The sequence below is a fragment of the Paenibacillus glycanilyticus NBRC 16618 genome, assembly GCF_004000805.1.
GTDB classification, from domain to species: Bacteria; Bacillota; Bacilli; order Paenibacillales; family Paenibacillaceae; genus Pristimantibacillus; species Pristimantibacillus glycanilyticus.
The window spans coordinates 30150-52062 of the sequence record NZ_BILY01000030.1; the positions used below are offsets into that span (position 1 = coordinate 30150).

23 protein-coding genes are annotated in these 21913 nt (G+C 51.8%); 16 read left to right on the forward strand and 7 right to left on the reverse strand.

Going from position 1 to position 21913, the window contains the following annotated elements:
* Positions 1-55: 55 nt before the first annotated feature.
* A complete protein-coding gene (locus tag PGL01S_RS21385) occupies positions 56-1261 on the reverse strand; it encodes an MFS transporter (RefSeq protein WP_127496605.1) in 1206 nt (401 codons plus the stop codon).
* Between the two features lie 166 nt (positions 1262-1427).
* Here PGL01S_RS21385 and PGL01S_RS21390 point away from each other — a divergent pair, with 166 nt between their 5' ends.
* Complete coding sequence (locus PGL01S_RS21390) at positions 1428-1697, forward strand: hypothetical protein (RefSeq protein ID WP_127496606.1); 270 nt, start codon at positions 1428-1430, stop codon at positions 1695-1697.
* Positions 1698-2534: 837 nt separating this feature from the next.
* Here PGL01S_RS21390 and PGL01S_RS21395 read toward each other — a convergent pair.
* The 3 genes from PGL01S_RS21395 to PGL01S_RS21405 all read right to left on the reverse strand — a co-directional run bounded on the left by PGL01S_RS21395 (position 2535) and on the right by PGL01S_RS21405 (position 5229).
* Positions 2535-3506, reverse strand: coding sequence for a sensor domain-containing diguanylate cyclase (locus tag PGL01S_RS21395; protein WP_127496607.1), 972 nt, complete (start codon positions 3504-3506; stop codon positions 2535-2537).
* 18 nt (positions 3507-3524) lie between these two features.
* Positions 3525-4331 carry an alpha/beta fold hydrolase gene (locus PGL01S_RS21400; protein ID WP_127496608.1) on the reverse strand — a complete coding sequence of 269 codons (807 nt, stop codon included), beginning with the start codon at positions 4329-4331 and terminating at the stop codon, positions 3525-3527.
* A 97-nt stretch (positions 4332-4428) separates the two neighbouring features.
* On the reverse strand, positions 4429-5229 hold the full coding sequence (locus PGL01S_RS21405) for a helix-turn-helix transcriptional regulator (RefSeq protein WP_127496609.1): 801 nt from the start codon (positions 5227-5229) through the stop codon (positions 4429-4431).
* A gap of 208 nt (positions 5230-5437) precedes the next feature.
* On the opposite strand from PGL01S_RS21405, the gene tynA reads away from it, so the two are divergent.
* The 5 genes from tynA (at position 5438) to PGL01S_RS21430 (ending at position 10042) form a co-directional block, all read left to right on the forward strand.
* Positions 5438-7735 carry a primary-amine oxidase gene (tynA, locus tag PGL01S_RS21410; RefSeq protein ID WP_127496610.1) on the forward strand — a complete coding sequence of 766 codons (2298 nt, stop codon included), beginning with the start codon at positions 5438-5440 and terminating at the stop codon, positions 7733-7735.
* 123 nt (positions 7736-7858) lie between these two features.
* Complete coding sequence (locus PGL01S_RS21415) at positions 7859-8317, forward strand: GNAT family N-acetyltransferase (protein WP_127496611.1); 459 nt, start codon at positions 7859-7861, stop codon at positions 8315-8317.
* A gap of 143 nt (positions 8318-8460) precedes the next feature.
* Positions 8461-8805, forward strand: coding sequence for a hypothetical protein (locus PGL01S_RS21420; protein ID WP_127496612.1), 345 nt, complete (start codon positions 8461-8463; stop codon positions 8803-8805).
* Positions 8747-9367, forward strand: coding sequence for a CDP-diacylglycerol--glycerol-3-phosphate 3-phosphatidyltransferase (pgsA, locus tag PGL01S_RS21425; RefSeq protein WP_244935694.1), 621 nt, complete (start codon positions 8747-8749; stop codon positions 9365-9367). Before PGL01S_RS21420 ends, pgsA begins: the two co-directional genes overlap by 59 nt.
* Positions 9368-9379: 12 nt before the next feature.
* Positions 9380-10042: an HD domain-containing protein gene (locus PGL01S_RS21430; RefSeq protein ID WP_127496613.1), complete on the forward strand. Its 663-nt coding sequence runs from the start codon at positions 9380-9382 to the stop codon at positions 10040-10042.
* Between the two features lie 267 nt (positions 10043-10309).
* Here PGL01S_RS21430 and PGL01S_RS21435 read toward each other — a convergent pair whose 3' ends face one another.
* The gene (locus PGL01S_RS21435) at positions 10310-10768 is read right to left on the reverse strand and encodes a VOC family protein (protein ID WP_127496614.1); all 459 of its coding nucleotides are present in this window, start codon (positions 10766-10768) and stop codon (positions 10310-10312) included.
* 201 nt (positions 10769-10969) lie between these two features.
* On the opposite strand from PGL01S_RS21435, the gene PGL01S_RS21440 reads away from it, so the two are divergent.
* The 4 genes from PGL01S_RS21440 (at position 10970) to PGL01S_RS21455 (ending at position 14400) form a co-directional block, all read left to right on the forward strand.
* Positions 10970-11860 carry an ABC transporter ATP-binding protein gene (locus tag PGL01S_RS21440; protein WP_116394006.1) on the forward strand — a complete coding sequence of 297 codons (891 nt, stop codon included), beginning with the start codon at positions 10970-10972 and terminating at the stop codon, positions 11858-11860.
* 16 nt (positions 11861-11876) lie between these two features.
* Entirely contained in the window at positions 11877-12635 is a 759-nt protein-coding gene (locus tag PGL01S_RS21445) for an ABC transporter permease (protein ID WP_127496615.1), read from the forward strand.
* Positions 12636-12709: 74 nt separating this feature from the next.
* Complete coding sequence (locus tag PGL01S_RS21450) at positions 12710-13798, forward strand: sensor histidine kinase (protein WP_244935696.1); 1089 nt, start codon at positions 12710-12712, stop codon at positions 13796-13798.
* Entirely contained in the window at positions 13798-14400 is a 603-nt protein-coding gene (locus tag PGL01S_RS21455) for a response regulator transcription factor (protein WP_373864168.1), read from the forward strand. The genes PGL01S_RS21450 and PGL01S_RS21455 overlap by 1 nt, the downstream gene beginning before the upstream one ends.
* 157 nt (positions 14401-14557) lie before the next feature.
* On the opposite strand, the gene PGL01S_RS21460 is transcribed toward PGL01S_RS21455, so the two are convergent.
* Positions 14558-14956 carry a GNAT family N-acetyltransferase gene (locus PGL01S_RS21460; protein WP_116394010.1) on the reverse strand — a complete coding sequence of 133 codons (399 nt, stop codon included), beginning with the start codon at positions 14954-14956 and terminating at the stop codon, positions 14558-14560.
* 77 nt (positions 14957-15033) lie between these two features.
* On the reverse strand, positions 15034-15918 hold the full coding sequence (locus PGL01S_RS21465; protein ID WP_127496618.1) for a LysR family transcriptional regulator: 885 nt from the start codon (positions 15916-15918) through the stop codon (positions 15034-15036).
* 110 nt (positions 15919-16028) lie between these two features.
* Here PGL01S_RS21465 and PGL01S_RS21470 point away from each other — a divergent pair, with 110 nt between their 5' ends.
* The 6 genes from PGL01S_RS21470 to PGL01S_RS21495 all read left to right on the forward strand — a co-directional run bounded on the left by PGL01S_RS21470 (position 16029) and on the right by PGL01S_RS21495 (position 21818).
* The gene (locus PGL01S_RS21470) at positions 16029-16442 is read left to right on the forward strand and encodes a tautomerase family protein (protein ID WP_127496619.1); all 414 of its coding nucleotides are present in this window, start codon (positions 16029-16031) and stop codon (positions 16440-16442) included.
* On the forward strand, positions 16435-16746 hold the full coding sequence (locus PGL01S_RS21475) for a carboxymuconolactone decarboxylase family protein (RefSeq protein ID WP_127496620.1): 312 nt from the start codon (positions 16435-16437) through the stop codon (positions 16744-16746). The genes PGL01S_RS21470 and PGL01S_RS21475 overlap by 8 nt, the downstream gene beginning before the upstream one ends.
* Positions 16747-16845: 99 nt before the next feature.
* Positions 16846-18624, forward strand: coding sequence for a cache domain-containing sensor histidine kinase (locus PGL01S_RS21480; protein ID WP_127496621.1), 1779 nt, complete (start codon positions 16846-16848; stop codon positions 18622-18624).
* Complete coding sequence (locus PGL01S_RS21485) at positions 18596-19384, forward strand: response regulator transcription factor (protein ID WP_127496622.1); 789 nt, start codon at positions 18596-18598, stop codon at positions 19382-19384. The genes PGL01S_RS21480 and PGL01S_RS21485 overlap by 29 nt, the downstream gene beginning before the upstream one ends.
* A 102-nt stretch (positions 19385-19486) precedes the next feature.
* Positions 19487-20833, forward strand: coding sequence for an extracellular solute-binding protein (locus PGL01S_RS21490; RefSeq protein ID WP_116394017.1), 1347 nt, complete (start codon positions 19487-19489; stop codon positions 20831-20833).
* A gap of 103 nt (positions 20834-20936) precedes the next feature.
* A complete protein-coding gene (locus tag PGL01S_RS21495) occupies positions 20937-21818 on the forward strand; it encodes a carbohydrate ABC transporter permease (RefSeq protein WP_116394018.1) in 882 nt (293 codons plus the stop codon).
* Positions 21819-21913: the final 95 nt, after the last annotated feature.

The window sequence follows — 21913 nt, forward strand, 5'->3', positions numbered from 1 at the left end:
GAAAAACGCTGTAAAGCTGGCGGTAGACCAGCTTTACAGCGTTTTTTCTTGTGCTTTACTTTTTTAAACGGTGGATCAGCCATACGGAAAAGCTGAGAAGTCCTACCATTCCGCCGGCGAACGAAACGCCGCTCCAGCCCCATTCATGCCAGGCAAAGCTGCCTACGGACGATCCAATCGCACCGCCAAGGAAGGTGGTGACCATTTGTACCGTATTCAGACGGCTGCGTGCCGGTGGCTCGAGAGCGTAGATACGGGTCTGATTGGCAACCTGAGTGCCTTGCACGCCCAGATCGAGCAAAATAACGCCTGCGATAAGCGCCCATAACATGCCGCCGAGCAGCCCGAAGAATAGATACGCGATGATATTAAGCGCGATTAACGCGCCAATCATCCACTTGGTCGGGATGCGATCGGCAAGTCTGCCAACGAAGGGAGCGCCTAATGCTCCGGCCGCTCCGATTAAGCCGAACAGGCCGGCGATCTGGCTGCTGTAATGATAAGGCTCGCCTTCAACGTAGAAGGATAATGCCGTCCAGAAAATACTGAAGGCGGCGAAGTTGGCAGCTCCAATCAATGCGGACTCCCGCAGTGTGGAGTACTTTTTCACGAGCCTTCCCATGGATAGCAGCAGCTCGGTATAACGCAGTTCGGCGGTTGCGCGGGCTACGGGAAGCTTGATGCGGAGCAGAAGCAGCAAAGCCAGCATGGCTGCAGCTGCTACGGCGTACATAAAGCGCCAGCCCCAGGTTCCGCCGATTAAGCCGGATACGGTGCGGGTAAGCAGGATGCCCAGCAGCAGGCCGCTTGTTACGGTGCCGACGGCTTTGCCTTGCTCGCCGGGAGCCGCGAGTGTCGCGGCAAGCGGGATGAGGATTTGCGGCACAACGGTTGTCAGGCCAACGGCAAAGCTTGCGATAAACATCCAGGCGAGATTTTGCGCGGTGGCTACGCCAATCAGGGAAAGACAGACCAATGAGAGCAGAACGGTAATAAGTCCCTTGCGTTCCTTGATGTCGCCCAGCGGCACAAACAGGAACATGCCCAAGGCGTAGCCGATCTGGGTGCAGGTGGACACAAAACCAACTTCATCGGGAGCTACGCCAAAGGATCGACCGATATCCGCGAGGAGCGGCTGGTTATAATACAAATTCGCGACGGTCATACCGGCGGTAAAAGCCATCAGAAGCAGCAGTCCCTTGGAAAGCGATGCTTTGTCCGCCGGTGCTGCCGGCGATTGAAGCGTATGAGTGGATGACATAATGACGGTTCCTTTCGAGCATGAAGATTTGACTGTCTTAACAATCTTACTCGTAAATTTCTTAATGTAAAGCAGAAGATGGCTGCGCGGGTAGATTAAGTTTTTGTGGCATGATACTATTTGGGTATAAATGGTAATTGAGCGTGTTGGGGGAGGGGGAGTTGGCATGATCTATTTAGGAAGCGTTATTCTGGGCTTTATCTTTATTTTGCTTATTTATCGGATATTCCGCTATAAATTAACGAAGTACAATCGCGAGAATGTTGGTCTAAGCATGATTGCGTGTTTGGAGCTTGTTGTATTTCGCAGGGAGTTTGTTGAGTACCGGGCAGCTTATATTCTTCTCGTTTCCGTTGCTTTACTCTTCGCGGCTGTGTTCTGTTATGGTTTATTGGTTAAAAATAATGGGGTTAACGAGAGGCCGGGCCAGCGTTGATGCTGCCTAGGGTAGCTTAACGATACGGCGTATCGTTAAGGCCGTGAAAAAGCAGCTCGTTAGCCGCCTTAACGATGCCGCGCATCGTTAAGGCGGGCCGTTTTGGGCGGATGTGGTCGAAAGTGTGAATCCACGCACTGCTTAACGATACGGCGTATCGTTAAGGCCGTGAAAAAGCAGCTAGTTAGCTGCCTTAACGATGCCGCGCATCGTTAAGACAGCCCGTATTGGGCGGATGTGGTCGAAAGTGTGCATCCACGCATTGCTTAACGATACGGCGTATCGTTAAGGCCGTGAAAAATCAGCTTGTTAGCAGCCTTAACGATGCCGCGCATCGTTAAGGCAGCCCGTATTGGGCGGAAGTAGCCGAAAGTGTGCATCCACGCATTGCTTAACGATACGGCGTATCGTTAAGGCCGTGAAAAAGCAGCTAGTTAGCAGCCTTAACGATGCCGCACATCGTTAAGACTGCCCGCAATGGGCGGAAGTAGCCGAAACTGTGCATACGCACGCGGCTTAACGATGCGGCGCATCGTTAAGGTTATGAAAAAGCAGCTCGTTAGCCGCCTTAACGATGCCGCACATCGTTAAGGCAGCCCGTATTGGGCGGATATGGTCGAAAGTGTGCAGCCACGCACTGCTTAACGATACGGCGTATCGTTAAGGCCGTGAAAAAGCAGCTCGTTAGCAGCCTTAGCGATGTCGCGCATCGTTAAGGATGCCCGTTTTGGGCGGACACTAGGTGCATATCGCCCAAAAGCGTGCGGATGCAGAGGCTGGGTAAATGAGAAAGCGAACAGAGGCAGTCCATACCAACGGTATGGACTGCCTTTATCATTAATCGCGGTAATGCGTAACCCGGTTGCGCCCGTTGTTTTTCGAGAGATAGAGCGCTTGATCGGCCTGCTGGAGCAGGGAAAGCTCGGTGTCCGCGGCAGCAAAGGTTGCTGCGCCGATGCTGATGGTAATACGCAGATCGCCAAGCGGAGTCGTCTCCGTGGCCGCACGGTACCGCTCCGCGGCAGCGAGTGCCTGCTCCTGATCCAGTCCCGGCAGCAGAATGACAAACTCTTCTCCGCCGAACCGGGCGACGACCGCCTCAGCCGGCGACTGCTCCTGCAGCAGCTGGGCCAGCCGTGTAAGAACAAGGTCGCCGACAGGATGGCCATACGTATCGTTGATGCTTTTGAATCGGTCGATATCTGCGATGCAAAGCGAGAACGCGGCTTCCGTCTGCTCAGACAGCTCCGTATATTTCTGCAGCTGCTCTTGGAAATACCGCCGGTTCTTTAATCCGGTTAACGGGTCTGTCGACGCCAGGGCTTCGAGCCGTTCATTGAGCTCCAGTAGCTCTTGCTGCTTTTTCTCGTATTGGGCATGCAGCAGCTCCAGCCTGTGATTCGCTTCATTCGTCTGCTGATACAAGACCTCCAGCTGCTGCTTGGTCTTCATGATATCCTTCTCATGCTCAATCCGTTTCCGCATCTCAAGTGCCACGCAGTCGATCACGGCGTTGCCGTCCCGGTTCCTCTTGATGCCGTTCAGAAGAACGGGAAGATCCTTGCCGTCCTTCGTCCGAAACGAGAAATACATCTCGTCCACCTGGCCGTAAAGCTGAATGTAGGGGTAGAAATACGTATGGAAAAACATTTTATTCGCCACCGACATCGTGGACTCGATATGCCGTTCCAGCAATTCCTCGCGGTCGTAACCCAGCATCGTTAACAGTGTCTGATTGACCGATTGAATTAGCCCCTTGTCGGTAATCGCGAAATAACCGCAGGGAGCTTCATTTAACAGGGTATCCATTCAAATACTGCCTTTCTTTTAAGAGATAGCCAAATAATCCTTGATATACTGCGTTGTCTCCTCCGGATGACTGAGATGCGGATAATGGCCTGTTGCTTTCATATGCCTTAACGTGCTGTTCTTCAGCTGCGTATGCATGTACTCTCCGACCTCCGGAGGCGAGATGCTGTCATCCGTGCATTGCAAAATAAGCGTCGGGATTGAAGCGGATGCCAGCTCCGGCCGGCAATCGGACAAGAAGGTCACTTCCGCGAACTGCCTGGCGATATGCGGATCTCTGGAGCAGAAGCTTTTCTCCAGCTCTGTCGACAGCTCCTGGCGCTCCTGATTCTGCATGACGATAGGGGCGAGGTAGCTTGCCCAGCCGATAAAATTCATCTGCATCATCTGCAGCAGCTCGTCAATCTCGCTGCGGTCAAAGCCTCCGTAATAGCTTGGGAGATCGTTGACGTACCGAGGGGAAGCGCCAAGCATAACAATCTGCCGAAAATATTTCTTTTCCCGGATCGAAGCAAGCATGCCAATCATACCGCTGACGGAGTGGCCAACGAATATGGCATCCTCCAAACGAAGCGTATCCATCACATCAAGCACATCTTCGGCATAGCCGTTTAAGCTGTTGTATTTGTCTGGGCTGTAATCGTTGATTTGGGATGCTCCGGAGCCGACGTAATCGAATAGAACAATCCGGTAGTCCTGTTCGAAAAGGGGGACCATATGCCGCCACATATTCTGGTCACAGCCAAAGCCGTGGGCGAATACGATAGCCTGTTTACCGTGGCCTAGCACTTTTACGTTATTGCGCGTGAGAATATCCATATTCATAGACGGTCTCCTCTCTTGAGAGAAGTGTAAAGCTATGAATATTATATCGGATTATTCTGGAATTGGGATGAACAATTGTAGATTTGTGTCGAATTTACTAGAGGAAGGATGAGGAAGGTCTCGGGAGCTTCCGAAGCTGAATGGGAGTGTGCTGGCTGAAAGATTTAAATTCCTTCATGAAATGGGATTGGTCAAAATAACCGCCTTCCATCGCGACATCCGTCAAGGAGGATGCGCCTCTTACGATGCTGCCGAGCGAACGCTGGAAACGGATAATCCGATTGTACAGCTTGGGGGAGATGCCGAGGGACTGCTCGAATTTCGTGCGGATATAACGTTCGGAGTAGCCGGTATCCTCTGCCAGCTCGCGGATCGTAACGCTGCCGTTTGATCGCTGCATGGAGGTCAGACAGTAATCAATCATCCGGATGGAACGGACATCGCCGGACAGAATGGGCATACATAGCTTTTCAAAGCCTGTTATCCGCTCGGAGAAACCTTGAAGCTCCGCAATAATAGCGCCTGTATTTTTGTATTTAGATAAAGAATCCTCGAATGGGACCTGGATCTCGATGACTTCCTTCAACGGCAGATTAGGCAGCAGAAGGCTTAGCCTCGCGGACAGACGAACCCCGAAATAGGTCGTATCAGACTCGAAATAAAGCGCTTTTCCCTGCAGCACGGTGCCGCAAACCCTGGCGGAAGGCTTTCCGGGATGGCAGCAGAAGAGGAGGTCGACACAGCCGTCCGGCACGACATGGATCATCCGCCCGGACGCATCCGTCTTGAACTGATAATAGATAACGGGCTGGCCGCCATAATGGATTTTTCGTTCGATATAACCCGTCGTTTCCCATTCAAAACCGTACTGGATGCCGCTAACGAGTTCCTCCATCATCTGTGTTCGTTCCTCCCGCAACCTTAATCTCTCGCAACCTTAATATGCGTACAACAATAACAAAGGCATTGTTCTTTCGTCAATGAGTTTAGGTTATATTTTCTAACACAATTTTTGAGATAGTTCCGTTTTTTACAATTACTCGCTCTATTATGTCAGGTAAATTAACGTCAGGGAAAGACGCAAGAGAATGGGGAGGCACACAAAGATGAAGAAATTAAAGGATTCGCTTGCTAAAAAATCGGCGGTACTAGGCACGGCTTTAACGGTTGCGCTTGGCAGCGGGGTAGTCGCTCCGCTATCTGCACCAACAGCTGAAGCACATGGAGGCTCGGAGGATTTTGTTCCGCTTCGCACAACCTTGGAGGAGTTTGGGGCTGAGGTGAAATGGGACAGCTTCGCGGGAACCATTACAATTACCAAGAACAGCACGCTGGTCAAGGTAAAACCGAATTCGAATATCGCCTTGGTGAACGGCCAACGCCTGGAGATGGAAGCCCCGGTCATTATGAAGAAAAGCCTGGCGTACGTATCCCATCATTTTATTAGCGAAGTATTCCAATCTGGTCTGGACCAGACGTTCCAGGTAGAGAAAAAGGCTAATCCGCTAAACCCGCTTACTTCCGCCGAGATTGCGGAGACGGTTAATATTTTGAAGGCGGAAGGGAAATTCGGGGATAACTACCGCTTTACCGAAATTACGCTCAAGGCTCCGCCAAAGGAGCAGGTGTGGAAGTTTGCGCTTGACGGCACGGATGTATCGGCTCACCGCTCGGCTGCGGTCGTTATTCTGGACGGCAAGCATGTCATTGAGGGGACGGTCGATCTGGCAACCAAAAAAGTAACCGCATGGCAGCCGGTCGAAGGCGCGCATGGCATGGTGCTGCTCGATGATTTCGGCACGGTGCAGACCGCCATCGAGGAAAGCGAGAAATATGCGGCTGCACTGAAGAAACGCGGCATTAACGATGTGAAGCAAGTCGTATCCACGCCGCTGACGGTTGGTTATTTCGACGGCAAGGACGAGCTGCAGCAGGACAAGAGGCTGCTTAAGGTAGTCGCTTATTTGAATACGGGGGACGGCAACTACTGGGCGCATCCGATCGAGAATCTGGTTGCGGTGGTCGATCTCGAGCAGAAGAAGGTGATTAAGATTGAGGATGCCGGCGTCGTGCCGATTCCGATGAAGGCAACCCCGTACGACGGCAGTAATATGACAGCCGCAACGCCTTCGAAGCCGCTTGAAATTACGGAGCCGGAAGGCAAGAACTACACGATTACCGGCAATACGATTCATTGGCAGAATTGGGACTTTCACCTTCGCCTGGACTCCCGCGTAGGTCCGATTCTGTCGACGGTCACTTATAACGACCAAGGCAAAAAGCGCAAAATCATGTACGAGGGCTCGCTTGGCGGTATGATCGTTCCTTATGGCGATCCGGATGTAGGCTGGTACTTCAAGGCTTATCTCGATTCGGGCGAATATGGCATGGGGACTTTGACCTCCTCGCTTGCCCGCGGCAAGGATGTGCCGGACAACGCGGTGCTGCTTGATGCGACGATCGCCGACTACACGGGCGCGGCGATGAACATTCCAAACGCGATGGCGATCTTCGAACGCTACGCGGGTCCGGAATATAAGCATCAGGAGATGGGACAGGACAATGTCAGCGCGGAAAGACGTGAGCTTGTTGTCCGCTGGATCAGCACGGTAGGCAATTACGATTATATTTTCGACTGGGTATTCGCGCAAAACGGCACGATCGGCATTAACGCGGGCGCTACCGGCATTGAAGCCGTAAAAGGCGTAGAGTCCAGCACTATGCATGACGAGACCGCTGCCGGCGATACGAAATACGGCACGCTGATTGACCATAACATCGTAGGTACAACGCATCAGCATATTTATAACTTCCGTCTCGATATGGACGTGGACGGCGAGCAAAATTCCCTGATGGAGGTTAATCCCGTCGTGGCGGACAATACGGCCGGCGGCCCGCGCGAGAGCACGATGCAGACCGAGACGCGTATTGTGGGGACGGAGCAGGAGGCGGCTCAAAAGTTCGATGCTTCGACTATTCGCCTAATCACAAACACGAATAAAGAGAACAAGGTAGGCAATCCGGTCTCCTATCAGATTATCCCGTATGCCGGAGGCACGCATCCGATTGCCAAAGGAGCCAACTTCAGCAAGGACGAATGGCTGTTCAACCGCGTTAACTTTATGGATAAGCAGCTTTGGGTTACGCGCTATTACGAGAACGAGCGTTATCCGGAGGGCAAATACCCGAACCGGGCGAAGTCGGATACGGGGCTTGGATTGTTTACCTCGGATAATGAATCAATCGTCAATACGGACAACGTGGTCTGGATGACAACGGGCACCACCCATGTGGCGCGCGCCGAGGAATGGCCGATTATGCCGACGGAATGGGTGTATACGATGCTGAAGCCGTGGAACTTCTTCGACCAGACGCCTACGCTTAATTTGAACGGTATAAAGTAAGCATGGTTTTGTACAGGGGTCTCTTGCGGGACTCCTGTTTTTAGTTGTTCCTTCGAGTCTAGCAAGCTATAATGTTAGAAAATATAACGTATAGGCTGGGATGCCGGGAAAGAGGAGCTGACAATGGATAGAGAGATTGTCCAGGTTGCCCATGACAACAAAGATTTGCATGAATTAATCCGGAAGCTGGACGAGGATTTGGCAGAGCGCTATTCCAATCCGGACGAAGTGTTTACGGTGGATTTCTCGGATCCGAAGGTGAAGGACATAATCTTTATGGTCGCGTATATCCATGGAACGCCGGTCGGCTGCGGCGCTATTCGTCCGCTGGACGAGTCGACCGTTGAGCTGAAGCGCTTCTATGTAGACCCGAGCTGCCGGAGACAGGGGATTGCGGGCGCCGTTTTATCCGCTCTGGAGGATCGGGCAATCGCGATGAACCGCCGGATTATGCGGCTGGAAGCGGGAGTGCCGCAGCCGGAGGCCCTTCGTTTTTACGCAAGCAAAGGCTATTACGAGATCGACCGCTTCGGCGAGTATACGGATTGCGAATCCAGCCTCTGTTATGAGAAGGTGCTGTAACTTATGGAAGATGAACTCCGTCCTTAGAGGCGGAGTTTTATTTTGTCAGCTTTAGCTTGCGGCTAGTGATGGTTCTCGATTAACATTATCGGTAGAAAATGACAAATGGAACCCGGACCTGTAAGAAGGGAGCTGCAGAGGATATGAATGACCGTCTGTTTGGCGGAGCGTTGGAGAAGGTTAATCCTTACTACTATTTAGGCGGATTTGTTGGCTGTATCGCCGGTTACGCCATGGCGAAGATTTATCTGATCTGGGCGATGATGTTCATTGACGGCGGATATGACCGATTCACCAGCGATGCATGGAATCCGGGCTCGACGCCGCTGTGGTATACGGCTACAAGTCATACGGGCGCATTTACGTTTGGGGTTACCGTACTTTTTATCGTAATCGGGGTTCTGTTCGTTAAGCTATGCAGGGTTGCCAATGATAGAAATGCAGCTCAAGCCTTCCAAAAAGGCAAGGAGGAGACGCGAGACGCATGAATACGGCCAATCAGCCCGAATCGGGCTGATTCCGCTATTTATTTTGTTATTCCCGATTTATCCCGACTGGCTTATAGCGCATTCCGGTTTGCTCCAGCATTTGAATCATTACGGTATTTATTACGCGGCACTTGTCTTTGCATTGGCGTCCGCGACTGACAAGCTGGATGGACATATCGCCAGAAAGTATAACCAGATTACAAACCTGGGCAAGCTGCTTGATCCCCTGGCGGATAAGCTGCTTATCTCGGCGGCATTGATTCTGATGGTAAGCCAACACATGATAGCCTCATGGATGGCAGTTGGCATCATTGCACGGGAAATGGTTGTGACAGGCATCCGATTGGTTGCTTCCGCTCAACAAATCGCCTTGCAGGCAGACCGATATGGCAAAATCAAAATGGTGTCTCAAGTCATCGCGATTACTGTTGTTCTGTTAAACTTCCGGCCAGTAGGGCTTCTTATTCCGATTGACCAATTATTCATGCTAGCGGCCTTCATTCTAACCGTATTATCCGGTTACAACTACATAAAGAAAAACGTACATCTATTAAACGCTTGAGGTGAAACAACCATGACAATCACGCATGACGATAAAGAGAAGATGATCCGCGAAGCGGAAAAGTTCAGCAGTTCCGTATTGGAGAACGATACAAGCGGCCACGACTGGTGGCATATTCACCGGGTCGTGCAGATGGCGAAGCGGATTGCCCGCGAAGAAGGGGCGGATCCGTTCGTCTGCACGATTGCGGCGCTGCTGCATGATGTGGCGGACGAGAAGTTGAATCCTTCGAAGGAAGCGGGACTGCAGAAGGTTGAAGCGTGGCTGGAAGCCAATCTGCCGGAAGAAGAACATCGCGCGCACGTGATGGATATTATCTCGAACATGTCCTACAACGGAGGGAAAAATCCCCCGATGCGCACCCTGGAAGGGAAGGTTGTGCAGGATGCCGACCGGCTTGACGCCATTGGAGCTATCTCGATCGCGAGAGCTTTTGTATACGCGGGCTGGAAGGGCACGCCGATCCATGATCCGGCTATTCCGCCCCGCGGCGAGATGACCGCGGAGGAGTACCGGAACGGGAAGAGTACGGCGATCAATCATTTTCACGAGAAGCTTCTGAAGCTCAAAGACCTGGTTAATACGGATGCTGCCAGAAAGATAGCCGAAGAACGTCACCTCTACATGGAGCAATTCGTAGAACGGTTCTACGAGGAATGGGACGGGAACCGGTAGAGCAGGTAGTGGCCGAATGACGTCATTGCACGAATTGCAGTATATTCCCCTAATTAAGCCTTATACATAGAAATATCCTGCACGAAGTGCAGGATATGGGCAGCTAAACCGCCCCATTCAGCCATAATCCATCTAATATACTGTATTCTGTACAGCATAATTCACCAGACGCCTCTCTCACAGTCCATATCCTGCATTTCGTGCAGCGGGATCTATTCAACTGACCCTCACGCGATATAAAACAGAAAAATAAGACCCCTAGAGGTCTTATTTTTTCGTCTTGATTTCATTCCACTCGCTTAAGTAAGGAACATGGTTAAGATTCTGCGGCTCATCGTCCAGCCAAGCCATGAACTCGAGCTCATTGCCGTCATGGTCGTTGAAATAGACGCTTGCAGCCGGCATCCACGCGTGGACGAAAGGCTCCGGTGGAGCCTCTTGTTTGCCAAAGCCCGGAAGCGGGTGGATTCCCCGTTCGACCAGCCAGTCCGAAGCCGTAAGCAGCTGATCAAGCTGAACGCCAAAAGCGAAATGACGCGGCTGCAGCTTTTGTCCTTTGGGCAGCTCCTTTAACGCAAGCAGGTCTCTGCGTTCTCCTACATAGAAAAAAGCAGACCTCCGCTCGGGCTTATGCAGCGCAAGGGTTAGCCCCAGCTTCTTATAGAACTTGATGGAACGGTCTAAATCCGTCACCTGTAAATGGGTTTCGAAGATGGAATCAATCATGTCGGTAAACTCCTTTAAGAAATGCCTGTTTGTCCTATTGTAACTTATCATGCCGATGATATGACATTTGTCATCCCAAAGAGATTACGTTCATGCGTGGGAGTCAGCTGATCGAAAAGGTAAGATATGTATACAAGGAAGACAACAACTTGAGAGAATAAACAGCACAACAAATCATAGATAGCGGGAGTGAAGCAGACAATGAGTTACGCAATCGAATTGGATCGGGTCTCGAAGATCTACCAAGGGAAAAAAGCGGTAGACCAATTATCGCTGAAGGTGGAAAAGGGCACGGTGATCGCGTTGCTTGGGCCAAACGGCGCCGGCAAAACAACAACGATCTCCATGATACTGGGGCTGAAGCAGCCAACCTCCGGAACGATCAAGCTGCTGGGCGGAAGCCCGAAGGACATCAAGGTTCGCAACCGGATAGGCGCGATGCTTCAGGATGTCAGCGTCATCGATAACTTGAAGGTAGCGGAGACCATTGAGCTGTTCCGCAATTACTACAGCAATCCGCTCTCCTTGCAGGAGCTGCTCCGGATCTCCGGCCTGGAGAAGGAAAAGGATAAAATGGCCGCCTCCCTCTCCGGCGGACAACAGCGCCGTCTAGGCTTCGCGCTTGCTGCGGCGGGCGATCCCGAAATTATTTTCCTCGACGAGCCAACGGTAGGCATGGACGTCACTTCCCGCCAAATGTTCTGGGATACGATCCGTTCGATGGCGGACAAAGGCCGCACGGTTGTTCTGACGACGCACTACCTGGAAGAAGCGGATAGCCTCGCAGACCGCATCGTCGTTATTAATCAGGGCAAGGTCGTGGCGGACGGCTCGCCAAGCCAGATCAAAGCCGAAACAACGGGCCGCGTCATTTCCTTTACGGCGGGTGCTTCGGTAACGAACGACCAGCTGCAGGCGCTGCCGGGAGTTATCGACGTGGAATGGAACGGAAGACGCGTGAAGCTTCATAGTCGGGATACCGACCGGTTGATTATAACGTTGATCGAACAACGTTTTGAGATGAAAGATATCGAAATTCAAAGTGGCGGCCTTGAGGATGCATTCCAGGCGATTGTCCACTCTACGAACTAAGGGGGATCTATTATCAATGAATCAATCCACAAGCATGAAGGCAACGCTGGCGCAATGCAAAGCGGAGCTGCTGCGTACCGTCCGTAACCGCCGTTTCGTTATTTTCTCGTTTATTATGCCGGTTGTGTTCTACTTTATCTTTACCAATACCGTTGGCGATAATGTGCAAGTTGGCAATGTCGATTGGAAAGCCTATTACCTGATGTCGATGACGGTATACGGCGTTGTTGGGGCGAGCTTGACCTCCTATGCGCAGCGGCTGTCGAGAGAACGAAGCCAAGGCTGGCTGTCCCTGCTCAAAATCACGCCGCTTCCTTCCTGGTCTTATGTACTGTCCAAAGTATTGTCGCAAGCGGTTATTAACCTTGCCATCATTATCGTTATGTTCGTAGTTGGCGGAGTCTTCAAAGACGTTAACCTGAGCGCTTCCACCTGGATCGCTTGCGGACTGTTTATCTTTATCGGCGGCTTCTCGTTTATGGGTCTTGGCACCTTGATCGGCTCGATCAAAAATGCGGATTTTGTTCAAGTCCTTTCCATGATATGCTATATGGGACTTTCCATTCTGGGCGGTCTGTGGTTCCCGACGGACACGATGTCCAGCACGATGAAGACCATTGCTCACCTGACGCCGACCTATCGTCTTGGCCAAGGGGCTTGGGACGCCGTTGCCGGCGTGTCGATTAACTGGACCGGCGTAGGAATCCTGGTTGCTTATGTCGTGGTATTCCTCGCGATTTCGTCTTATATCATGAAAAAACAGGAAGCGGTGTAATGCAAAAATACTTGCATGATTTACGTCGATTAATAATGAAGCGGCCCCCCGAAGGAGGGCCGCCCATTTTCTTTATGCTGTTATGGCTTATCTATATTTTATTTCCGGTCATGGCACTCGCCGAACGGCCGCCCGAAGAGCAGTGGATAGGCTTCCCGCTTATTGTTTTGTTTATCGCAAGTTACATCGCGGGGCATTTGAGCAAAGCCTGGCGTATTTGGGCGGTTATTATTCAATTGCTCGTGATCGGGTATTTTAGTTGGCGGTATGATGAAAGCTTTATGTATATGGGCTTTTTTACGGCATCGCTTGTCGGCATGCTGCCAAACCTTCGTCAGATCGGAATTGCCATGTCCGGCGTGCTTCTGTTGTACGGGATGGAGGTCTGGCACTATGAAGAAACGAACGGCCTGGAAGGGCTCTATAATTTATTGCCTGCTATGCTTGCGGTACTGCTGGTTCCTTTTGTCATGTTTATCGGGCGACGGTCCAGAGTGCTTCGCGCGCAGCTTGAGCTTGCCAATGATGAAATTTCGCGTTTATCCATTCAGGAGGAGCGGCAGCGGATTTCCCGCGAGCTTCATGATACGCTTGGCCATACCCTAACGATGATTACGCTCAAGAGCGAATTGGCCGAGAAGCTTATTGCCCACCATCCAGACCGGGCGAAGCAGGAAATCCGGGATGTTCAGCTTACCTCCCGCGCTGCGCTGAAGCAGGTCCGGGAGCTGGTTACGGGAATGAATACGGTAACGCTGCAGGATGAGCTGTCGAATGCGAAGCGGATACTGGCAGCGGCTTTTATAACCATCAAGGTGCAGGGCGATCCCGTTTCCGCTTCCTTAAGCCCGCTTATCGATAATATGCTGGGCATGTGCCTGCGCGAAGCGGTAACCAACGTCGTGAAGCATAGCGAAGCCCGGCAATGCGTGATTGATTGGGCAATGACACCCGATCAGTATCGCTTGGTTATCCGGGATAACGGGGTTGGCTGTGATCTAGCGGAAAAAGGACCGGCGCATAACGGACTTAGAGGGATGCAGGAACGTCTTAATCTGGTGGACGGCAAGTTTGAATTCAAGTCCACGAAAGGCAGCGGCAGCGTTATTACGATTACCGTGCCTAGAGTACACTCGTCATCGAAGAAGGGAGACTCCACATAATGAGAGTGCTTGTAGCCGAGGATCAGGGAATGCTGCGAGGCGCGCTCAGCGCCCTATTGGATTTGGAAGAGGATATCGAGGTCGTTGGACAAGCGGAAGACGGTGAACAGGCACTCGAGATGATTCGCAGCTTGAAACCGGATATTTGCGTGATGGATATCGAGATGCCCAAGCTGACCGGACTTGATGTTGCGGAACGCCTTCGTGCGGATAAACATCCATGCCTCGTTGTTATTCTGACAACATTTTCGCGCTCCGGGTACTTCCAGCGGGCGATGAAGGCAGGAGTGAAGGGCTTCCTGCTCAAGGATTCCCCGATCGATGAGCTGTCCGCGGCGCTTCGCAACGTCAATGGAGGGAAGCGGGCGGTTAGTCCGGAGCTTGCCTTATCGTTCTGGGAAGCGGAGAATCCGCTTACCGAGCGGGAGCGGGAGGTGCTGCGACTGGCGCGGGAAGGTCTGCCTGCTGGCGAGATTGCGTCCCGGCTGTTTCTGTCCGCGGGTACCGTGCGCAATTACTTGTCCGAAGCCATTCAGAAGCTTGACGCGAAGAACCGGATTGATGCGATCGGAATCGCGGAGAAAAACGGCTGGCTCGATTAGAAGGCTGCTTGGCCTGCAATCGTACAGGTTCATCGGCTGGTTGAAGTCTGCAAATCGAAGGAAAAAGCAAAAGTACAGTTCATTCCGATGAAAAAATGCTCAAATGAGCATCTTGCCGCGGATGAGCTGTACTTTTTCATTTTAAAGGATCGGAGGATTATCTTACCCGCTTAATCAGGAACGCGTTGTCGGCTTTGTTAAAGCCGATCTGAGGGTAATAGTCCATGGCGGATGGCGCGGACAGCAGAAGAAGGGCAACCTCTTCGCCTATGTGCTCCCGCAGCCGGTTCACCAGCTCCGTGCCGATGCCTAGACGTTGATGCGTCTTGCTTACGGCCAGATCGGAGAGATAGCAGCAATAGGAGAAGTCGGTAACCGCCCGGGCAATGCCAACAAGCTCTTCGCCATCCCAAGCCGAGAGAATGAGATCGGCGTTGTCGATCATTTTCTGAATGCGGGCTAGATCATCGACGGGTCGTCTGATGCCGGAGCTTCGGAATACTTCGGCGACTTGCACGGCTGTAACGGGAGCTCCAATGCGGTATTCAACTGGCATGGCGGATACACCTCTTTTTACGATTTGTTTATTAAGAAAAATATAGGGGATTGCTCGTTCTGTCAACGGTCTTTTCGTCAAGCCTCATTGAACCAGACCTCTTTGATGATCCCGATAAGCCGCTTGCGCGCTGCCGATGGATATGCCGTGTCCCGCCGTTCAAGCAGACCAATAGGGATTTTATGCTCCTCCCAGTCAACGGCAAACGGCAATACTCCATCTGGCAGAGGGGTGGAAGCAAGGACAACGCCGATAAACGGTGAACGTGCCGCAAAGCCAGGAATGGCAGAGATCTGGCTGACCGAATGGAGCATCGGCATGCTGTCGAATCTGGCGAGCTGCCTCGATAAGTGCAGATAGTACAGACAGGTTGGCCCGCCAACTACCATCGGATAGGGCAGCAGCTCCTGAAAAGGAAGACGGCCTCCTCCGCGCTGGTGAAGAGGATGGTCCTTGGCCGCCGCAAAAACAATCCTCTCCTCAAGCAAAGGTTCGAAGCGCAGGCCAGACAGGTCGGGAGGCTCGCCGCATATCGCAAAGTCCAGCTGTTTATGGCGAAGCTCGCCGGCCACCAGGTCGGTGTTGCCAATCACGAAATGGCAGGCGATTTGCGGCTTTTCTTCCCGGAACCGCCATAACGCTTCCGGCATGATCTGCCGGGCAAGCATCTCCAGCAGGCCAATGCGAAGGGTGCCGGTCTCCTCCCGCAGAATCGCTTTTGCTTGATCCGACGCATAATGCCAATGCTGAATAAGCCGTTCTGCCTCCGCGGCGTAAATCTGCCCGGCGGGGGTAAGCTCGGCTTCCCAGCCCCGGTCAAACAGCTGGAAGCCGAGCTCTTTTTCCAGGCGCTGAATCTGGTTCGTTATGGTGGACTGGGCGTAATTCAGCTTGGCTGCCGCCTTCGCGAAGCTGCCTTCCTGCAATATCGTTTGAAAAGCGGTTAGTTCCTTCAGATCCATTTCGAAGCATCTCCATCTAAAAATTTGAATGAGTTGTTTAATTAATTCAATTATATAGATGAAACGATTGGATATACAATAAAGTCATCTCATTCAGGGAGTGATGACAGATGCCTTTTATCCGGGTCAGTTATAGGGAAGATCAATATAAGCAGGAGGAGCTGCCGGCGATCAGCCATGCGATTCATCAGGCGCTAACCGAGCATTTTCGCGTGCCGGCGGATGATTATTTTCAGGTGTTTCATGGCCATAAACCAGGGGAGTTCTATTATGATCCGGCTTATCTGAAGGTCTCGCGTACGGACCGGCTGCTCTATATCCAGATTACCTTGAAGTCCGGTCGGACGGAGGAACAGAAGAGGAGCTTTTATGCCAGACTTGCAGAACTGTTGCCAGCTTGCGGAGTGAGGGCGGAGGATCTCTTTGTTGTGCTTGTTGGCACGGAATTTGAGGACTGGACGTTTGGGAACGGAATAGCCCAGATGCTTGAACGGAAGCGGGAGGAGGCGCAACGCGATGCATAGAAAAATCGATACGGCTCATATCGCGCCAGCCTATGGAGATACCTCGTTTGCCCGTTATACGGAAGATATCCTGTTCGGAGACTTGTGGCGGAGGGAAGAACTTTCGCTGCGCGAGCGAAGTTTGATTACCGTAGCAGCGTTGGTGGCCGGCGGGCATATGGAGCAGCTCCCTTATCATCTGCAGCTTGCCAGGGAGAATGGTTTATCGAAAGAGGAGCTGACTGAAGCGGTCACGCACTTGGCTTTTTATGCGGGATGGCCTAGGGCCGCTTCCGCAATGGACCGTATTCGGAATCAACAGTAAATGTAACCGTTTCGAGCGAGGCCCCGATGAAGGAGCTTTCTTTTTTTTATTTATATTGTGTATAGTAATGGCGACAGATATTAGGCGGGGGTGTCCGGGTTGTTCCAGTTTAATCGCATGAACACGTTGCGGAATCAGATTTTTCTCGGATTCGTGCTCGTTATGCTGCTCGTCCTTGCTTCGGTAGGCTTTTTTACTTACGGACAAGTCTCGGAGCTGCTGCGCAATAATGCCGAAAATCATATTCAACAGACAGCGGTGCAGGCGACCGGCAAGATGGACGTTCTGCTCCATCAGATGGAGACGTTTACGATGCAGGTAGCCACCAACGCATCGATTCAGAGCCTGATGGCCAAGGAAGCGGGCGGCACCAACCTGACCTTCGAGGAGCGTCAGGTGCTCCAGCATGAAATCCGGAAGCAGCAGGCGTATGTAAGCGGCGTGCAGTCCATTGAATTGTACTCGAATGGCTTCCGGGTATTGTTCCCGCTGACGGATATCAGCCTGTACAACCGGGTACCCAATGAATGGATCCGGGAGGCGGACCGTGCCGCAGGTCAGCTCGTATGGTTCGGCATCGATAAGAATAATCCGAATCAGATTACGGCGATCCGCCGCGTACGCCTGATTGACCAGTCCTTTTCCAATGCCGGGTATTTATTGGTCCGAATCGACAAAAAATATTTTGAGCTAATCGATGCGAATACATCCTCGGACGGCAAAGAGGAAATGGGGCTGATCGACGGCTCCGGCCAGATTATCGCGGCGAACTTCTCGGCTGACATTCCGCAGGACGTTCTTCAGAAGACGGACGGGAAGACCATCAGCATGCATGGCCGATTGTATATTCCCATTCAGAAGCAGCTTGAGGCAGCGGCAGGCTGGAAGGTGTTAATCCTGACGCCGGCCGAATATGCCGCTGAAGGAGTATCGGTGCTGCGCACGGCCATACTCGTATCGGTTATGGTTGGGGTCCTGTTGTTCCTGATCTTAACCTTTATCCTGTCGACCATGATTACGAGCCCGATTCTTAATCTGATCAAGGCGATGAGAGGCGCAAAATACGGTTCGCTGAAGCCTATTCCGGTAACGTCCTCCACGCTGGAGATTAACGAGCTGAACAATACGTACAACCAGATGGTCGCTTATTTGAACGAGCTGATCGAAGTGGTGTACGAGAAGGAGATTATTCAGAGCCGAACGGAGCTGAAGGCGCTCCAGGCGCAGATCAATCCGCATTTTCTTTTCAACACGCTGGAAGCGTTATATTGGGCGCTTGAGGACAAGGATGAAGAAGAGCTGTCCCAGGTCGTTGTGGCGATGTCCGGGCTGTTCCGGTATGTGATTAACCGGGCGGACGATGACGAATGGGTAACGGTAGCCGATGAACTGGAGCATGCGGAGCGTTATCTGAAAATCATGGAGATGCGCTTGATCGACCGGCTGAAGTGGTCGATCGAAGGCGATGAGAGTCTTCGGGGCTTTCCGATTCCGAAGCTGCTGATCCAGCCGCTTGTCGAGAATGCCATCTCGCATGGGGTAGAGCAGCGAATCGGACAAGGCTCGGTTGTGATCGGCATAGAGAAAACCGAACGGCCGGGATACATTCGGATTTCCGTTACGGATAACGGCCCGGGCATGAGCTTTGACAAGGTGCAGTCGCTTTACGCGGCGATGAAGCAGGGACATGTCCATGATGCGAAGGGAAATGGGGTTGGCATTTCCAACGTCGACCGAAGACTCAGGCTTTACTACGGGGAAGAGACGCATGGCCTACAGATTCAAAGCGAGCAGGGAGCGGGCACAAGGATGTCCTTTGAAATACCGATTGAACATGGGGGCGAAGCAAATGAAGACGATTCTGATCGTAGACGATGAGCCAAGAACAAGAGAGGGCGTGCGGAAGGTGCTGGAGTCGTGGTCGGCAGGCCGCTACGAGATTACAACATCGTCCAGTGCCGTGGAAGCATTGGAATGGCTGGAGGCCAATGAAGCCAATCTGGTTATTACCGATATCCGGATGCCGGAGATTAACGGGCTGGAGCTTGTGGAGAAGCTGAGGGACAGGCAGCATCCGCCGGTTGTCATCGTCATTTCCGGCCATCCGCAGTTCGACTATGCCCATAAGGCTCTGCAATTTGGCGTTATCGAGTATTTGCTCAAGCCGCTGGACAAGAAAAAGCTGGTGGAAGCCGTGGAGCTTGCGTTCCGCAAAGAGGAAGAGCTCAACCGGATTGAACGCATGGAGCGGCTTGTCGATACGAAGCTGCTGGAGACGACCGAACAGGAGACCCAATACAGCGCGCCGGTGAAGGAAGCGATTCAGTATGTGGACGAGCGTCTGCATGAGCCGGTTACGATGCGGGATATCGCCGATCATCTGCATATGAACGCAAGCTATTTCAGCGTCCTGTTCAAGGAGCAGACCGGGCTGACCTTCAGCGATTATTTGACAAGACGCCGGGTGCAAAGAGCCAAGGAATTGCTGACCAATACGCGTCTGTCGATCAACGAAATTGCCGAGAAAGCTGGCTATCAGACGGCCAAATATTTCGTCAAAGTGTTCCGTTCGCATGAAGGAGTAAGTCCTGGGCAATATCGAAAAAATGTCTCGCACGTGGAGGAGACAATCCAATAAAAGTAGTATTTTTCCCAACTCACCATACCTTATGCTGCTGTGAAAGCGCTGTTACAATTTGTTTAGCAACACAAACACATCAGTCAAAAAGGGGTTGTAAACGTGTTCAAAAAATCGAAGTGGATGACACTCGGACTTATTCTCTGTCTCGCCATCGTAACGGCAGCATGCGGCAACAACAGCGGCAGCAGCTCAAATAATGGTAATACGGCTTCTAACGGGGGCTCCTCTGAAAGCGGTTCCGACAAAAAGGTAACGATCAACTTCATGCACCTGTGGCCGGAAGGCGTATCCGCGGGCCAGAACAAAATCGTTAACCAAATCATCAACGATTACCAAAAAGAACACCCTAACGTAACGATCAAGCAAGAGGTCCTCGATAACGAGCAATACAAAAACAAATTAAAAGTCCTCTCTGCATCGAATCAGCTTCCTGATGTGGGCGTAACTTGGGCGGCCGGCTTCTTGAAGCCGTACGTAGACGGCAAGCTGTTCACGCCGGTTGACGATCTGCTCAGCGGTGAGCTGAACGGCAAATTCGTAGCGGGTACAACGGAAGCTTACGCGATCGACGGCAAAACGTATGCGCTTCCGCTGGAGTTCAACATCGCTCCAATCTACTACAACAAAGAAATTTTCAAGAAGTACAATCTTGAAGTTCCAACGACATACGAGCAATTCAAGCAAGTCGTGAAAACGCTGTCCGATAACGGCGTAGCTCCAATCGCGCTTGGCAACAAAGACCGCTGGACGGGTTCCCTGTGGTACATGTACCTGGCTGACCGTATTGCGGGTCAAGAAACGGTAGCCAACGCCATTAAAGGCACGGCGAAATTTACGGATCCGGGCTTGCAGCAAGCCGCTTCCGAAGTGCAATCCCTGGTTGACGCAAACGCGTTCGTCAAAGGCTTTAACGGCCTGTCGAACGAAGAAGCGAAATCCGAATTCCTGAACGGCAATGCCGCAATGTACCTGATGGGTACTTGGGAGCTGCCGAACTTCACCACCAACGAAGACATTCCGCAATCGTTCCGCGACAGCGTTGGATTCTTTAAATTCCCGACGGTTGAAGGCGGCAAAGGCAACGCGGACAGCTGGGTTGGCGGTCCAGGCGTAGGCTTGTTCGTAGGGGAAAACTCCAAAGTAAAAGAAGAAGCGAAAGCATTCGTGCAATACTTCGTAACGAAGTGGGGCGAGCAATCGGTAACCGGCGCAGGAGTTATTCCGGCTACGAAGATCGATACTTCCTCGATCCAGCTGCCGCAGCTGTACATCGATCTGTTCAACGAACTGAACAAAGCAAGCAGCATTACCTTGTTCGCGGACGTTCAATTGCCGGCTAACGCGGCTGAGACTCATCTGAACATGATCCAATCGCTCTTCGGCAAAGCCGTTAACCCAGAGAAATTTGCATCCGAACAAGATGCGGCCATCGCGAAAGGCAACTAGTTCAGACATCCAAAAATAAAGAGAGGCCTATCCGGACGAACGGGTTCGGAAATACCGGGTAGGCGGCTCTCCTTATTTTTGACAGAGAAAGGAGTCGGCCAAATTGGATAAGGTGTTATCTAACAAGAAAGTCATCGCTTTATACGTTCTGCCATCCCTTCTGCTCATTCTGGCCGTCGTGTATATCCCAATCGTTCTGACGGGCTACTACGGATTGAACGAATGGAATGGCATTGGCGCAATGAAGTGGGTGGGCCTCGACAATTACGCAACGCTGGTTAAGGATCATGCTTTCTGGAGCAGTGCGGGACATTCGCTTCTGCTAGCCGTATTTTCGATGTTGAGTCTTATCGTTTATCTCGTCGTAGCCATGGTGCTTGCGGCAAAAATCAAAGGAGCAAACCTGTTCCGCAAAATTTACTTAATCCCGATGCTGCTGTCCTCGGTGGCCATCGCTCAGCTGTGGCTCAAAATCTATCATCCTACTAACGGCATTATGAATAGCTTGCTGGAATCCCTTGGCGTTGCAAATCCTCCCGCTTGGCTGGCAGAGACGGATCTTGTTTTGTTCGCTTTGTTTATTCCGATTCTGTGGCAATACGCGGGCTTCTATATTCTGATCTACTATGCGGCATTGAAGAACATCCCTTCTTCCTTGGAAGAAGCGGCTAAGATTGACGGGGCGAATTCGTTCCAAATCGCTTGGAGAATCAAATTCCCTCTTGTTATGGAAGTTGTGAAAGTAACGGTTGTCCTGGCGGTTGTAGGTTCCCTGAAATACTTCGACTTGATCTATGTCATGACGGACGGCGGGCCGAACGGCTCCAGTGAGGTAATGGCGTCGTACATGTACCATAAAGCTTTTAAAGCTTACGACTTCGGTTACGGCAGCGCGGTTGGCTTCTTCCTGCTTATTATCTGTCTGGTAGCAACATGGATCATCCGCAAGGCAACAGCCAGCAAAGACACGATCCAGTATTCCTAGATTTACATTTTATCTAATGCTTACGAAGTAAGAATCATCACTGGCAGCCTTGTTTAGGATGCTGGTGTGATAATTCTTTTCAGGAGGTACGCTTC

Bases quoted from the DNA above. Each gene is read 5' to 3' on its own strand.
- PGL01S_RS21485 (WP_127496622.1), top strand. From the start codon at position 18,596: ATGAAGACGATTCTGATCGTAGACGATGAGCCAAGAACAAGAGAGGGC.
- PGL01S_RS21455 (WP_373864168.1), top strand. From the start codon at position 13,798: ATGAGAGTGCTTGTAGCCGAGGATCAGGGAATGCTGCGAGGCGCGCTC.
- PGL01S_RS21405 (WP_127496609.1), bottom strand. From the start codon at position 5,229: ATGATGGAGGAACTCGTTAGCGGCATCCAGTACGGTTTTGAATGGGAA.
- PGL01S_RS21470 (WP_127496619.1), top strand. From the start codon at position 16,029: ATGCCTTTTATCCGGGTCAGTTATAGGGAAGATCAATATAAGCAGGAG.
- PGL01S_RS21415 (WP_127496611.1), top strand. From the start codon at position 7,859: ATGGATAGAGAGATTGTCCAGGTTGCCCATGACAACAAAGATTTGCAT.
- PGL01S_RS21390 (WP_127496606.1), top strand. From the start codon at position 1,428: ATGATCTATTTAGGAAGCGTTATTCTGGGCTTTATCTTTATTTTGCTT.
- PGL01S_RS21395 (WP_127496607.1), bottom strand. From the start codon at position 3,506: ATGGATACCCTGTTAAATGAAGCTCCCTGCGGTTATTTCGCGATTACC.
- PGL01S_RS21465 (WP_127496618.1), bottom strand. From the start codon at position 15,918: ATGGATCTGAAGGAACTAACCGCTTTTCAAACGATATTGCAGGAAGGC.
- PGL01S_RS21430 (WP_127496613.1), top strand. From the start codon at position 9,380: ATGACAATCACGCATGACGATAAAGAGAAGATGATCCGCGAAGCGGAA.
- PGL01S_RS21400 (WP_127496608.1), bottom strand. From the start codon at position 4,331: ATGAATATGGATATTCTCACGCGCAATAACGTAAAAGTGCTAGGCCAC.
- pgsA (WP_244935694.1), top strand. From the start codon at position 8,747: ATGATAGAAATGCAGCTCAAGCCTTCCAAAAAGGCAAGGAGGAGACGC.
- PGL01S_RS21475 (WP_127496620.1), top strand. From the start codon at position 16,435: ATGCATAGAAAAATCGATACGGCTCATATCGCGCCAGCCTATGGAGAT.
- PGL01S_RS21445 (WP_127496615.1), top strand. From the start codon at position 11,877: ATGAATCAATCCACAAGCATGAAGGCAACGCTGGCGCAATGCAAAGCG.
- PGL01S_RS21440 (WP_116394006.1), top strand. From the start codon at position 10,970: ATGAGTTACGCAATCGAATTGGATCGGGTCTCGAAGATCTACCAAGGG.
- PGL01S_RS21460 (WP_116394010.1), bottom strand. From the start codon at position 14,956: ATGCCAGTTGAATACCGCATTGGAGCTCCCGTTACAGCCGTGCAAGTC.
- PGL01S_RS21385 (WP_127496605.1), bottom strand. From the start codon at position 1,261: ATGTCATCCACTCATACGCTTCAATCGCCGGCAGCACCGGCGGACAAA.
- PGL01S_RS21420 (WP_127496612.1), top strand. From the start codon at position 8,461: ATGAATGACCGTCTGTTTGGCGGAGCGTTGGAGAAGGTTAATCCTTAC.
- tynA (WP_127496610.1), top strand. From the start codon at position 5,438: ATGAAGAAATTAAAGGATTCGCTTGCTAAAAAATCGGCGGTACTAGGC.
- PGL01S_RS21435 (WP_127496614.1), bottom strand. From the start codon at position 10,768: ATGATTGATTCCATCTTCGAAACCCATTTACAGGTGACGGATTTAGAC.
- PGL01S_RS21450 (WP_244935696.1), top strand. From the start codon at position 12,710: ATGCTGTTATGGCTTATCTATATTTTATTTCCGGTCATGGCACTCGCC.